Source organism: Bacillus sp. JUb11, assembly GCF_024807925.1.
GTDB classification, from domain to species: Bacteria; Bacillota; Bacilli; order Bacillales; family Bacillaceae; genus Bacillus; species Bacillus altitudinis.
In genome coordinates this window covers 84,431-98,146 of record NZ_JANUEZ010000009.1, presented here as the reverse complement: position 1 = coordinate 98,146, position 13,716 = coordinate 84,431, and the positions used below count along the sequence as shown (strand labels likewise).

The window sequence follows — 13,716 nt, the reverse complement described above, 5'->3', positions numbered from 1 at the left end:
ACTTATGATGTAAAGTGGTGTTTCTTGTGTTTTCTCCGTGCATATAAAATCGCAACGACCAAACTGACGAGTGAAATCAATACGAGAATTCTGATATAAGGCGGATAGTAGGTTAGCACGATCTCGTTTTTGCCTTTTTCTATTGGAAAACCGATAAACGCATAATTGGCTTGTTCAATCTCGGTTTGATGGCCGTTCACCGTGAGCTCCCAGCCTTTTTCAAATGGAACAGGCAGAATCATATAATCATCGCCGCGCTTGTTCTCATAAGAAATCGTAAAGCGGTTATTTTTAAGCTTCACCTGCTGGCTGCCATCATCCTGTTTTTCTTTTTCATATGCCCGCGCAAGGGTGCGGTAAGGCTCATGATACAGCTTTAATTGACTCAGCTCATACGTCCCTTTTGGAACTTGTATGGAAAGGATTTTTTCCGCAGGGACGCGAATCGTCACGTCATTAACGCCTGTTTTGTAGATAGACGTATTGCTTTTGCGTGATGTGACGTAGTCATCCACAGATAACTGAAACCCTTCGTTACGGTCGGTCCGCTTCACATAAAAGCTCACATACACATCCCCCACGCGAGCGATATCATCTGGAAGGGTGATATTCAGCCCGCCCGTTTTCCCGTATACATCAAGCACGCCATTTTCGTATACCGCTTGTTCAGTATGAATGTTTGTATCCTTTATTCGATCAGCCGATTGGTCGATTTCAGCATTTCCTTTTTTGTTTAAGATCACACCTTGCAACATCGCATGTTCTTTATCAAGTGCTGACGCATGCTCTAGTGACTTTTCTGAATAGACGGTACTCGTTGTTCTTGCAAATGGGAGCGGGCGTGTATTTTCATACACTTCATAATGTTCGCTTTCCAATATTGGCTTAAAATAAACCGGCGGTGAGAAAGACATCGATTTGTCTCTCATATAATACTTCCCGTAGGTCAGACTGTATAAATTCGCCCTGTCCCCCATTGTTGCATACCGGCTGACACTTTCCCGTCCCATATCAATTTGAAGATCATTCCAGTAGAAATGGAGCAGATGCTGATTCAATATACTTGAATACGCACTCATGCCTTGAAAGCCTTCAAATAACGGGGTGTTGTTGCGCACGCCGTTCATCCAATCAATCCGGGCAAGCGGATCTTCTTTTGAGCGGCTTTCAATCTGCTGAATGAGCTTCATTTGCTCATGTCCAGCATACGCCTCACTATTCAGATACGTATCTGATACGCTCTTAATATTGCTTCTTTCAAATAAGTAGCCCTGCTGATACACGCCTGCTGTCAGTAAGCTCACAACGATGAGCACAGCTGAAAAGAGACGAAGGTGCAGACGTTTCCCCGCATGTATCGAGAGGAAGAACAAGCTGATCACAAGCAGTCCTATTCCGGTAAATACAACAACATCCATATTTCCCTTTGCTCGTTCTGAAAGGGCGACTGCGAGAAGGAATACAATCCAAGCGCCTAAAACCGCACGTTTTTTCCACTTCCACTCCATTTGCGAGAAATGCTTGATGGTGATGGCTACGACTGCTCCGACTGTAAAAGCAAGAATGTATTCAAATCTGTACTGCGGTGCAGAAAAACCATTAAACACGCTCGCCATCTTTGGACTGTAGTGAAAAATGATCAGCAGAACACTGATCGATGTGAACATGAAAAACCATCTGTTCCGGTATAGCGGAACGAGAAACAGACAAATCAGAAAGATGACCGGCAATAAGTACACCCTGCTTGTAAACAGCAGATGATCATGCAGCTCGAACCAAGGAATCGCCTGTTCATACGGCGGTCTTACATTATTAAGAAAGCCGTAAACAGACGGGATAAAAAAGGCAGCACTGATCCCAAACGATAACAACGTAGAGATCGCAAGTGTCCAGAACACCTTCCAGCCTCGCTCCTCGCTTTGAAGCTTAATCATATATCTGAAGACGAGATAAATGGCTAAAAAGATAAAGTGAATGTAAGCAAAGTAAAAATTGTTGATCAGCATGAGACTGCAAGCCGCAATAAACCATGCCGGCTTGCCTGTTTTAAAAATCCGTTCAACCCCGAGCACAAGCAGCGGAAGCCACATCATGCTGTCGGTGAAAAACTCCCAAAACGTTTGATGCCGAAAGTACACAATAGACAGTCCGTAAATACCGGCACCTGTCAGCGCCCCCAGCCTATGTTGCACAATCGAAAGAAGCACACGATATGCGATGAACAGAATGACTGTCAGCTTGATCACACTCAGCCAAATAACAGCATTTGCCCAAAAGTGAATGTCTGTTGACTGTACAAGGTGAAGCACATTTAACAGCCAGACAACAGCGACTGTGACCATAAAGACCATCGACGTTGTAAAATAATAACCTAATTGCGTATATGTACCGCCGCCTAGACCAAATTGATAGGAATAAAAGAAGTTTCCTTTGACGTATTCGTCATACAGCAGCTTTTTAAACGGGAGCATTTGCGAAATGCCATCCCCATCTCCCGTCATATATCGGCCTTGCGTATATTCATATAAGAAAAAGGAGTGTCCTAATAAAGCAAGAATGAGGCACATTCCAATGAGTATCCATCTACGTTTCATCATCTAAATCCTTTCTCCAAAAGATCCACTGTTCATTGAAACAAAACAACCCAGCAAGCGATTCGTGCTTGCCGGTTATTTGACTCCACGTTATTTAAATAACTGCGTTAACACTCGGTCTTGTTCTTTTGAGCTTGTCTCTTGTTCCATGACATTTGATTCTTGAATTAAGTAATGCGGCCTCTTTTTCGTTTCATAGTAAATCCGGCCAATGTATTCTCCGATCACACCTAGACTCAAGAGCTGGACACCACCGAGGAAAAGCACAGCTGAGATTAAAGTGAAATAACCCGGTACCATGATGCCCGTTCTGACGATTTGAATAAAGGTCGCCACGATGTAAATCAAAGAGAGAAATAAGATCAAAATACCCGTATAAAAACAAATACGCAGCGGGCGGTTGTTAAAGGAAATGACACCATCAATCCCGTAGTTAAATAATTTCTTTAGTGACCATTTTGTATCACCATGCTGTCTTTCCACATTTTCATAATAGATGACCTTTTCTTCAAAGCCAATCCAGCAAAAAAGGCCTTTTGAAAAACGATTTCCCTCTTTCAGCTGAAGCAATGCGTCGATCGCTTGACGGGAAATTAAGCGGAAATCTCCTACACCATCACGCAAGTCCACTTCGACCACCTTGTTCATCACTTTATAATACATCGATGATAGGTAAGAACGAAGCTTGCTGTCCCCTTTACGGTTTCGTTTGGCAATGACTTGATGATAACCTTCTTCGTAGCCTCTAACAAAATCCTGAATCAAATACGTTGGGTGCTGCAGGTCGGCATCCATAATGATCGCAGCTTCCCCTTTTGCATGCTCAAGACCTGCTAAAATTGCAGCTTCTTTCCCAAAGTTACGAGAAAAGGAAATGTATTTGACTTTTGCACTTTTGTGAGAGAGCTCTCTCATGTATTGAAGTGTATTGTCTTTGCTTCCATCATTCACAAAGATGATTTCAAAGTCATAATGAAAATCGCGAAACTCTTCCTCGAGTGCCTCAAAGATTCGTCTGATGTTTTCACCTTCATTGTAAGAAGGAATTATAACAGAGAGCAGTTCCCGTTCCATATCGCACCTTCTCTTCACTTTTTTCACATAGTCTGTTATGTTCATTATTCCTTTTTTGTCAGAAAACGAAACCCTTTTTTATTATCCATAAATTTCATGTATCCTTAATCGTTACATTATATCAGAGTTTTATTTCCAGTGATTTTCACCAACATGAATTTAATGTAATTTTAAGTTTATCCATTGTAAAAAGCCTGTAATTTTGATCACAGACTGGGTATTGTTTCATAAAATTGTTTGGTCAATTATATATTTTCCTGTTTATTGAAAAAGATGAGTGGAAGTGAAAAGGGCAACCCTTTTAATGCAGCAGCCCTTTGTCGTTTTGTTGCAGATGCTCATTTGCCTTCGATTGTTTATTTTGAAATAAATGCAGCTGAGCGCCGTAGCTTTCGATCCATTCTCGGACAATCCGTTCAGTCGTTTCTTGTCCTTTATACTTGCGGCCAGCCTTTGCATAAGTTGTTTCAAAATCACTCCAAAGGAGCTCTACCCATGTACGTGCTTCTTCATATGTGAGCATATTGTTTTTTTCCATTAGTTGTTCGGTTAATCGCTCAAAATATTGTTCCATACTGGTTCCTCCTTCATCTAGCAGAAAGTGCCTTTTTAAAAAAATCTCTTTTTTCATATACTACCCTTACGTCTTCAAAAGACGCAAATGATTTGTATTGTTTGGAGGGAATCAGTATGCGTAATAAAGCAAAGGGCTTTCCAAATCAAGTGAATCACAAGTTTGAAGGCGAACCAGGGGCCACAGATGCTTATGCGTCTAAAAGGCCGAACGGTGAGACGAATACACGTCCACAGGAACGTATGAGGGCATCAGGGAAACGCTAATTTTTCCAAAGGGAGTGCTTGAGATATGAGTTCAAATGGGAAATCGTATATGGAAGACTTTGTTCAATTAAGAACAACCGCTTACCCTCAACCATGGGCGAATGCTAAACATTCTGCCTCTCAGGTCAACGGAGAAACGCAGCAAACGCAGCACGACATCGTACTTCAGAACAACGTCCGTAAACAACGTTCGAAGTAAAGAAAAGGACTGATCTCTAGGGATCAGTCCTTCAGATTGTTGACAAAGGGCTAAAATGAACTTGATTTTAGCCCTTTGTCTTCTTTTCAGCGTGATAGAAAACCTTTGCAGTCTAGGAAGGACGAGTACTGGCGCGGAGCGAATTTGACATTCGTGAGCACCAGCACGCAGGACTGACAAAGAATGCGAGGGTTTGTCTACACGCTGAAGGACTGATCTCTAGGGATCAGTCCTTTTGCGTAAGCATTGAAATCGGCAGGGCATCTTCTTTATTTGGCGCTGATACTCTGTAGCCCCAAGCAAAAACACCATTTAAATACTCCACATAAAACTGCTCGTCTGTATCTTTGATGTGATAAGTCGTTTTGGTCTGAAAAGCAGCTGGATCTAATAAATAGGCTTTCGCCATGTCAATTTTCCGCTCCAACACGGCATATTCATTCACAATGCCTAGCTGCTCAGCCTTTCTTGCTTTTTCAGAAAGAGCGGCAATCTCCTGCTTTAATTCGTATTCTGTCATTTCACTATAGCGTTTTTCCATCTGTCATTCCCCTTTGTCTAAAACGTGATCAATTGTATCAAGATCAAATCCTTTTCGGTAAAGGAATTGCTTCACTTTCATTTTCTTCTCAAATGATCCGTCATAACCTACCTTGCGTTTTGCCTTCTCAAGCATATAGTGAAGGGCTTCTTCTTCCTTTTCCTCTTCTTGTCCATCATAGGCTTCTTGAAGGGCTTTATCAATGATATCAAATGAAAATCCTTTTCGCTGAAGCTGCAATTTGATACGCTGTTCAATTTCTTTTGCGGACCGGTTTTTCTCTTTCTTAACCAGCTTTAGCACTTGTTTCACTGCTTCCTCTAGCTGCAAATCATTCGGATATTGCGATAGTGCTTGTTCGATGGTGTCATCGTCTATGCCTTTCAGCTTTAACTCTTTTTTTAGCACTGACGGGCCTTTGCTATTCGTTTTTCGGTGGGTGCTTACATACGCTTCTGCAAATTCAAGATCATTTACATACTTATAATGTTTTAATTTGTGTATAATTTCACTAATAGCAGGTGCTGGTATGTCTTTTTTCGTCAAATAATCGGTGACTTCTTTCACTGATCTCATCCGATACGATAAATAATCGACGGCCTGCTGAAATCCTTTTTTTACTGCATCACCGAATTGAATCTCTATGATATCGGCTTCGTCCAGCTCTTTTCCCTTTTTCAAATCATGCTGGACGAGCACATCTAGATCAACGCTAAAAGCGTACTTTTCATCAAGAAAGATGTTCACGCGTTCTGTATTGTTTTTCTGAGCAGAGATTTTCGTAATATAGGGCATCCTGTGATCACTCCTTTTTTCAAACAGTCAGGATGTTTCTTCTGATTCAAAATCGTGAAAGATATAAGTATGTATATGAGAGGAGAAGATGTCAATTGAATATCGCCATTACCGGAGGAACCGGGTTTATCGGGCAGCATGTCACAAAGGTGCTCGCAGCTGAAGGACATCATCTATATATTTTAACAAGAAATCCAAAGGAATCCGAACAAAATCATTTACATTACGTGCAGTGGCTGACAGAAGGTGCTAAGCCTGAACATGAATTGCCTGCGATTGATGTATGGATTAACCTTGCTGGAAAATCCATTTTCACACGCTGGACGGACAAAGCAAAAAAAGGCATTCTCTCCAGCCGTATTCAATCCACACAAGAAGTGAGACGCATTATAGAAGCGCAGGAATCGAAACCATCTGTACTCATTCAAGCAAGTGCTGTCGGTATCTACGGCACTTCTAAGACAGAGGATTTTACGGAGGAGGCCCCTCTAGCCGATACAGACTTTTTAAGTCATACGTCAAAACTTTGGGAAGCTGAAGGGCAAAAAATTGAGGCGCTCGGTATTCGCACAGTTTATACACGCTTTGGGGTAGTGCTAGGAGAAAAAGGCACACTTCCTCTTATGACCTTGCCATACAAGCTGTTTGCCGGTGGAACGATTGGCTCTGGCTCGCAATGGGTATCTTGGGTTCACGTGGAGGATGTAGCACATCTCATTGCGTATGCCATTGAGCATGAACACATATCAGGTCCACTCAATGTCACATCTCCAAATCCTGTTCAAATGAAGCAGCTGGGGCAAACTATTGCATCTACCCTTCATCGCCCTCACTGGCTGAAGGTGCCGTCCTTTGTCATCAAAACCGCACTTGGCGACATGTCATTGCTTGTATTAGAAGGCCAACGTGCTCTGCCGAAAAAGGCACTGCTGTCTTCTTATGAATTTTTACACCCTGAGCTAAAAGAAGCGATTTTGCATTCAGAGGAATAAATTTTGTCAAAAACACCCATCCTATTAAAAATGAGATGAGGGGGCGATTTTGATGAAGAAAAAAGAACACCAGCCGACTTCAAAACTGAAGAAAACCCAGGAAGTTCTGTATCAGCAGGAATTCAAAAAAGCGGAAAGAGCAGCAGAAAAAAGAAACAAATAAAACGGATATTCCTCTTTTACAAGCACATAACTAAAGTGATCTTGTAAAGGAGGGAAAAGCTTTGAAAAAAGACCAACACAAAAAATCCAACCACCAGCTTGCGGCACAAGAGACGGATGGCGAATATGTTGAATTTTCCAAAGAACTTGCAGATCCGAATGACGTAAAAGCGATGGCACGTATGAAAGCAGCCGATCAGCGTGCCAAAAAACAATAAGTAAAAAAAAACAGACCCTATCAAAAGGTCTGTTTTTATTTGATTTCAGTTAGCAGGCTTGATGCCTTCTGACGTGACTTTTCCTCAGGTACCTCTTCTGGATAACCGATGTGAAGAATCGCGGCAAAGCGTTCGTTTTCCTTTAATCCCATATCCTGTTGAAACCCTTTGTCGTATAAGATACGGCCGCTCTTCCATACCATACCGATTCCTTGATCCCAAGCCAGCAGCTGGAAGTTTTGAATGAGCGCACTCACAGCGGCAAAATCATCATTTCTCACAACTGGATTTTCGTCTTCTTTTAGAACAACAAGTAAAAGTGCTGGTACTTTAGAAAAATAATCTCTGTACTGATTGATCTTTTCTTCTTTTGCGTCTGGATTGTTGCGTTTAAAGAAAGCAATAAACCGCTCAACAAATACCTCTTTTGCTTCATCCGTCACTGCATATAAAAAACGCCAAGGTTCCGTGATTTTATGATTGGGTGCATAGACTGCGTCCTCTAATAATGGCTGAAGCTGTTCAATGCTCACCGGCGTTTCTTTGAATTTTCGAATCGATCGTCTATATCTGACAGCGTCTCGAACCGTTAACGCTTCTGTTTGTTGTTTTGTTTCTGGCATATATGTCATCCTTTCAATCAACCTTAATTGAAATTGATTCTCATTCACATTATAAACATGATCATGTGCTGTTTGCAAATAAGACCTCACCTCTCTGCTAAAAAGTTGTTTGCCTTTTTCAAGTAATGTTACAATCATATTACGTTTTAAACAAATTTTGAGAAAAAAGCCAAGATGATGAAATGATTTCAGGTATTTCCACTTTGTCTCATACGGCTATTTTTTCAAAAAGCTTTCAACCCATGATTGGAAGGGAGGCTTCTGGATGGAATGAAAATCAATATTGGGCAAATCATCAAGCTCTATCGTTATAAACAAAATATGACCCAATCGGAGTTGGCAGAAGGAATTTGTTCTGTCTCTCATTTAAGTAAAATTGAAAATGGCTCAAAAGAGGCCAATCAAGATACGATCAATCTTTTGCTTGAACGGCTTGGAATTAGTCAAGAAACGCTGTCGCAAAAGGCGCGTCATCTGTTGTCATTACTCGATGAGTTTCAGATGAACATGTATTTCTATGCGCTCGATCAAGCAGAGCAAAATGCAGAAATGATCATTCATCACGAGGAACAGTTCTTTTCGCTAGATTTAGGGATTCAGTATCATTTGTCCTTATTTCAATTTTATTTATTAACAGAAAAACAGCAGCTTGCCTTAAAAACGCACCGCGTGCTTAAGAAGTTTGAAAAAACCTTTATTGACACAGAAAAAGAAACGTTTGAATATCTAGATGGCATCCACCAGATTAAAATCGGTCAGCTTGAAGAAGGATTGAAAAGACTTGAAAGCTGCTTTTCTTACGCTTCTGTTGAACAGAGCGACCTGTATTATCACTATGCAAAAGCACTTGGAGCCATGGGGCATCTCGGTGATGCGCTTGAGGCCACACATCAAGCAATGGATTTGTATAGACAAAAAAATAATTTCAAGCGGGTCATTCATTGTACACTCATTCATGGGGTCATCTCACTGGAATTAAAGGCCTTTCAAACAGCTAAAAGGTATTTAAAAGAAGTGATTTTACACACATCGCTTCACCCTGATGCTTATATTAAGATGACAGCTTATTTTTATTACGGGGTTCTCTTAAAACGCCAAGGCGATTTCTCATCCGCTGTGCCTTATTTACTAGATTCACTCAATTATTTTAATCAAGAACAGATAGAAGATCGTTACTGTGAAACGCTTTATGAAATCGCGACATTGTATGCGGAATATGATCGCAAAAAGGCGCTTCCATATATACACGAGCTGCTCAAACAGCCTCGTATTCAACCAAACTGTTTATATATGATTAAAATCTATAAATTGATGATTGAAGAGAATCCTCATGATTTGAAAACTTATTTAGTAGAAGCAGCGATTCCTTACTTTGAACACAATCAGCTCCACAATGAGTACTTGTTTGCTCTTAGAACCTTGCTTTCCTATGCGGCTTCTGAGCTTGATAAGCGTGCATATATGTCTTACACAACGAAGCTGCTTGATCACTTAGCATCATATATCCCGTATTACAAAAAAGCATGACCTTCTGCCGATCGAAGGTCATGCTTTTTCTATGATTAGATGGTCTTTTGTTGATCTGTATCGGGACGGGTGACTTGTTCGACAGAATGAATGTACCGTTTTCTCGCAAAATAATCGTAAGCATGCTGCCCAAAGCCAAGCCAAATGCTGAGTACAATAAATGGGACCGTTCCCCATAATGCAGGGATGTGACAAGCCATTCTCAGCCACGTATAAATCCCTGAGTTTTTTTGATTTTTCGCTAAGGAAATAGACACGATTCGTTTCTCTGCCTTCTCTTCACTAATTTTATTCAGTCTCAGCAGCTGTGAGTGTCTAAATGATTCAAAGTGAATTCGGTTTTTCCAATCGAGTGATTTCAACAGGTCAATCGCTTTTGCACATGAAGGACTTTGTCCGTCATAAAACACAAGCAGTCTGAGTGATTTGATGGAACGCTGTTCTCTTTTCTTTGATTCAGCGAGCTTCTTTTTTTCTTGATCGAGATAGATGATTTTTTTCATAAATTGATCGCCAGCCCTTTTCCTTCATTTATTTTTTTTAGTTCGTTCAAAGGAGATTACAACTAGATTACTATAGTTGCTGGGCCTCTTGTATTGGGAAAAAGCCATCCGACGTGCGTTATATGAGCCTTTAGATAAGGGCAAAATAGCTGATTTCATGGCATATATGAGGTTTTTCAACTAAAAGTGGTTGGGAAAATCGTGATGCTTTGCGGTTTTCTGCGGTATTTGATAGAATTCTGCGGTTTTTCTACATCTTTATGCGGTGTTTTGTAGGTAAAACGCAAAAACAAGATAAAAAAAGACTACTTCCCATTGCGGCGAAGTAGTCTTTTGGTTTATATTTTTGCCAAAACTTCTACTATTTCTTTCTCAATATCTTTCCATAAGTAACGATCTGTCGTATAGTGATGTGCGGCTTCTTTCGCAAACACTTTAAATGCTTCCTCAAAATCGGGTGCATCTTTATCCGGCTTTTTCTCGTCGACAAAGCGCTGAGCTTCTGCTGAGCGAGGTCCCCATTTCCCCACTTCTTTCCCGTCCTGATCAATGATGACGATAATCGGAATCGATCTTGCGGTCCCGTTCGTTAAATACTGATCCATCAGGTCTAGGTGCTCGTCCCGAATGAAATAGCGCGCATCAATCAGTGCTTCATTTGCAATACGCATGAAAATAGGTACATTGACCATCGCATCTCCGCACCAATCTGCTGTGATCACAAGCGCTCTGAGCTTTTTCTTTTGAAGTTTTTGAAGCAGCTCTTTTTCCTTTTGATGAATTGCGTACTGGTTGTACACCGTGAGTAAGTTTTCACGGTTTTTCTCCATGTTGTGTACATATGTACGTTCAGCTAATCCCTTTGTAAACCATTCATTTAGTGTCATGTGAACATCCCCCTTACCCTTCAACTTTACCACTTTTGCTATTCTTTTGTCTAAAAAAACCTTCACCTAGTGAAAGGTAAAGGTTCTTTGGACTTATGGACGCCGTTTTCGATTTGGGTCCATTCCTATCAGCTTAGTGACGAGCACCATTGTGACAGGCAGTGATGTATTCTTTTTATACGCTAAATATTTTCCGCGCCATTCTGGTTTATATTTCTGTTTAAACGACCGTAAGCCGCTGAAACTATACATATATCTGACGTTATTGAAGATGACACTCGCCAAACGTTCTGTCAGAAAGGACTGGTGGAACGTGCCTACATTCGATAATGGCGCCATTCCCATGTTAAAGGATGTGTAGCCTTTTTCTTTCGCCCATTGAAACAGGTGGATAAAAAGTGCATCCATCATCCCGTTCGGTGCATCATGCATATGACGCATGAGGTCGATGGATATCTCTCCTTTTTGATACATCGGCATTAAGGACACAAAAGATATGATCTGCCCTTGTTCATCCTTTAAAATCGCAATCGGTGCTTTTTGAAGGTAGTCTTCATGGAAATAGCCTAATGAAAATCCTTTTTCTTTTTTCTTGCCCAGCCAGCTGTCAGAGATTTGTTTTAAGGTTGAGATCAATTCCTCTGAAAAGGGCGGCTCCAGCATTTCAAACGTATAGCCTTCTCGTTCAAATTTATTTGCGACAGCCCGTAAGTTTGATTTTTTCTTTCCTGACAAAGAGAACGTTTCTAAATCGACCATGGCTTCTTCCCCAAGCTTAAAGAAGTGAAAACCTAGGTCATGATAAAGCGCCATTCCTTCACGTTCTACTTGATAAAAAGCGACACGATAGCCTGCTTTTTCTGTCTGCTCCAAAAATTCTTCCAGTACAAGCGGATAAGAGGCTTTACGCCCAGAAGGATCTCCAAGCACAATTACGCAACGGCCAATCCGGCCAAACTGAAGCATTGCCTCTCCATCACTTGAGAAAAACAGTTTTTTGTCTCCCAAAAAACCTAGATGACTAAGAGCATTTCCTCCCTTTTCTTCGAGAAAAGTTTTTAATTTTTCTTCATCGGCTTCTTCGCCGATTGGAACTGCTTTTTTATTAAAAATCAATTTGCTAATGAAAAAGAAAAGAGGGACGCCAATTAAAGCAATCATACTGGTCATCGTGATATGGCGTTCATTATGAACCAAATAGTCCTTGCTTAGGAAATGACCAATTTTCATCCAAATGAAGTTCCCAATGACATTATAGTTAAACAACACGAGTAAATATCCGGCGGCGGCGGCCACAAACTGATTCAAAGAATAAGGCGCCTGCTGCTTCACAAATTGATTTCGAAGCGAGAAAAATACCACCATGATGACCGGCAATATAAAGATCAAACTCAGGTTAAACCCTTTTAGTAAAGTAAACACAAAGCCGCCTGCTAGGGCAATCATTGTCAATAGATAAGACCGTTTCGTTCTTTTATACACTTCAATGGACAAAATCATTAAAATGATCCCGAACATTAAAGAAAGACCATTAAATCCTGATAACAAAAAGCGTGGAATGGTTGTAATCACACCTAAACGATCAACAGGAAGCACAACGGAAGCCATAATGAGCAAACCGCTTCCAAACGTTAAAATGGACAAAGATCCGTACAATAAACGGATGAGCAGAGCTCGGTGCAACACAATTAAGACGTTTGTTGTTTCAATAGCAGGCGCCATTCTCGGATTGCCCTCAAGACGCCTGAGTGTTGTTCCAGTTAAATCGTATGCCGCTAGACAAAGTCCAAGAATAAACGGGAAAATGGAGTAAACGAAGCGGTACAATACAAGCGCTGTCAGCACCATCTCTTTATCAAACCCAATGTATTGCATACTGAGTAAAAAGATCAGATCAAACGAACCAAATCCGCCCGGAACCATACTGATTAAACCGCCGATTGACGCAATCGCAAAGACGCCTAATACAATACGGACATCAACGTTCATCCCCATAGAGACAACAGCCATGTACATGACAAGACCAGCTGCCAGCCACTCTAAAAACGATGCACCAATATAAGCATAGATCGGGTGCTTTAGTCCGTTTTCACCGCTCTCAATCGAGCTTTTTCGAATGGACGCCATGATGATGTAAATGGGCACAATACAAGCAAAAATAATGACAAATGCCCATAACCACGGCTCCTGACTAATAATACTTTCAACAGGCAGGACCCTAACTAAAATCAAATCACTGAAAATAGATAAGCCCAGCAGAACAGAGGATGTTAAAAGGGCAATGCCTTTCAGCAGTTTTTTCGTATCTGTTATGTATTCCTTGTATAGAAGCGTTCTAAGCCCTGCTCCTGATAAACCACCGAAACCAAGTACACTATTAAAGGAGTTGGCGATCCAAGAAATACGGATCGTTTTCCAGCCGCTGATGGGCATATTAAGGCTTTTTCTTAAAATAAAATCATATAAGGACATGGATAAAACAGCGACAAGTCCAAGAAAGACAAGAATAAACAAGTCCATTCGATTCAAGCTGTCAATAATATAAAACGTTTTTTTAATGGAAAGGCCGCTCAGCTCCTGCTTGGCGACAAAAATTAAGACAAGGATGATCACGATCGGAAAGAGCATTTTTAAGATCGTCATACCCGTTTTTTTGTTCCACATGTTTTTCCCAACTTTCTAAGTTGCTTCATTAATTTCAACTGACCATTATTATACAACAAATACCACTTAATTCATGCAGTTTAACATTCAAAAGCTT

General features: G+C 40.9%; 15 protein-coding genes. 6 read left to right on the top strand and 9 right to left on the bottom strand.

Features of this window, described 5'->3' with window-relative positions; genetic code table 11:
* Positions 1 to 2: 2 nt before the first annotated feature.
* The 3 genes from M2369_RS16640 to M2369_RS16630 all read right to left on the bottom strand — a co-directional run bounded on the left by M2369_RS16640 (position 3) and on the right by M2369_RS16630 (position 4,242).
* Positions 3 to 2,597 (bottom strand): YfhO family protein, encoded by a 2,595-nt coding sequence (locus tag M2369_RS16640; protein WP_259255071.1) that lies wholly within the window; start codon positions 2,595 to 2,597, stop codon positions 3 to 5.
* An 87-nt stretch (positions 2,598 to 2,684) separates the two neighbouring features.
* Positions 2,685 to 3,668 carry a glycosyltransferase family 2 protein gene (locus tag M2369_RS16635; RefSeq protein ID WP_008341983.1) on the bottom strand — a complete coding sequence of 328 codons (984 nt, stop codon included), beginning with the start codon at positions 3,666 to 3,668 and terminating at the stop codon, positions 2,685 to 2,687.
* 301 nt (positions 3,669 to 3,969) lie between these two features.
* Positions 3,970 to 4,242, bottom strand: coding sequence for a YfhJ family protein (locus M2369_RS16630; RefSeq protein WP_017366871.1), 273 nt, complete (start codon positions 4,240 to 4,242; stop codon positions 3,970 to 3,972).
* 116 nt (positions 4,243 to 4,358) lie between these two features.
* On the opposite strand from M2369_RS16630, the gene M2369_RS16625 reads away from it, so the two are divergent.
* Together M2369_RS16625 and M2369_RS16620 are read left to right on the top strand one after the other, a co-directional pair.
* Positions 4,359 to 4,508 (top strand): small, acid-soluble spore protein K, encoded by a 150-nt coding sequence (locus M2369_RS16625; protein WP_003217849.1) that lies wholly within the window; start codon positions 4,359 to 4,361, stop codon positions 4,506 to 4,508.
* Between the two features lie 25 nt (positions 4,509 to 4,533).
* Positions 4,534 to 4,707, top strand: a complete 174-nt coding sequence (locus M2369_RS16620; protein WP_003217811.1) for a YpzG family protein — start codon at positions 4,534 to 4,536, stop codon at positions 4,705 to 4,707.
* Positions 4,708 to 4,933: 226 nt separating this feature from the next.
* Here the strand turns inward: M2369_RS16620 and M2369_RS16615 are convergent, their stop codons facing one another.
* Entirely contained in the window at positions 4,934 to 5,248 is a 315-nt protein-coding gene (locus M2369_RS16615) for a YfhH family protein (protein ID WP_041090747.1), read from the bottom strand.
* A gap of 3 nt (positions 5,249 to 5,251) precedes the next feature.
* The gene (recX, locus tag M2369_RS16610) at positions 5,252 to 6,043 is read right to left on the bottom strand and encodes a recombination regulator RecX (protein WP_017358838.1); all 792 of its coding nucleotides are present in this window, start codon (positions 6,041 to 6,043) and stop codon (positions 5,252 to 5,254) included.
* A gap of 95 nt (positions 6,044 to 6,138) precedes the next feature.
* Between recX and M2369_RS16605 the strand changes: the two genes are divergently transcribed.
* From M2369_RS16605 to M2369_RS16595, 3 genes are all read left to right on the top strand, one after another.
* Complete coding sequence (locus tag M2369_RS16605; protein ID WP_259255064.1) at positions 6,139 to 7,035, top strand: TIGR01777 family oxidoreductase; 897 nt, start codon at positions 6,139 to 6,141, stop codon at positions 7,033 to 7,035.
* A 52-nt stretch (positions 7,036 to 7,087) separates the two neighbouring features.
* The gene (locus tag M2369_RS16600) at positions 7,088 to 7,198 is read left to right on the top strand and encodes a YfhE family protein (protein ID WP_017358836.1); all 111 of its coding nucleotides are present in this window, start codon (positions 7,088 to 7,090) and stop codon (positions 7,196 to 7,198) included.
* A gap of 61 nt (positions 7,199 to 7,259) precedes the next feature.
* A complete protein-coding gene (locus tag M2369_RS16595) occupies positions 7,260 to 7,415 on the top strand; it encodes a YfhD family protein (RefSeq protein ID WP_008341997.1) in 156 nt (51 codons plus the stop codon).
* A gap of 35 nt (positions 7,416 to 7,450) precedes the next feature.
* On the opposite strand, the gene M2369_RS16590 is transcribed toward M2369_RS16595, so the two are convergent.
* Positions 7,451 to 8,038 (bottom strand): nitroreductase family protein, encoded by a 588-nt coding sequence (locus tag M2369_RS16590; RefSeq protein WP_024720283.1) that lies wholly within the window; start codon positions 8,036 to 8,038, stop codon positions 7,451 to 7,453.
* A 270-nt stretch (positions 8,039 to 8,308) separates the two neighbouring features.
* Between M2369_RS16590 and M2369_RS16585 the strand changes: the two genes are divergently transcribed.
* Positions 8,309 to 9,565, top strand: coding sequence for a transcriptional regulator (locus M2369_RS16585; RefSeq protein WP_008341668.1), 1,257 nt, complete (start codon positions 8,309 to 8,311; stop codon positions 9,563 to 9,565).
* Positions 9,566 to 9,600: 35 nt separating this feature from the next.
* On the opposite strand, the gene M2369_RS16580 is transcribed toward M2369_RS16585, so the two are convergent.
* From M2369_RS16580 to mprF, 3 genes are all read right to left on the bottom strand, one after another.
* Positions 9,601 to 10,068, bottom strand: a complete 468-nt coding sequence (locus tag M2369_RS16580; RefSeq protein ID WP_007496690.1) for a thiol-disulfide oxidoreductase DCC family protein — start codon at positions 10,066 to 10,068, stop codon at positions 9,601 to 9,603.
* A 338-nt stretch (positions 10,069 to 10,406) separates the two neighbouring features.
* Positions 10,407 to 10,955, bottom strand: a complete 549-nt coding sequence (locus M2369_RS16575; protein WP_008341670.1) for a thioredoxin family protein — start codon at positions 10,953 to 10,955, stop codon at positions 10,407 to 10,409.
* Between the two features lie 93 nt (positions 10,956 to 11,048).
* On the bottom strand, positions 11,049 to 13,619 hold the full coding sequence (mprF, locus tag M2369_RS16570) for a bifunctional lysylphosphatidylglycerol flippase/synthetase MprF (RefSeq protein ID WP_017366868.1): 2,571 nt from the start codon (positions 13,617 to 13,619) through the stop codon (positions 11,049 to 11,051).
* Between the last annotated feature and the right edge of the window lie 97 nt (positions 13,620 to 13,716).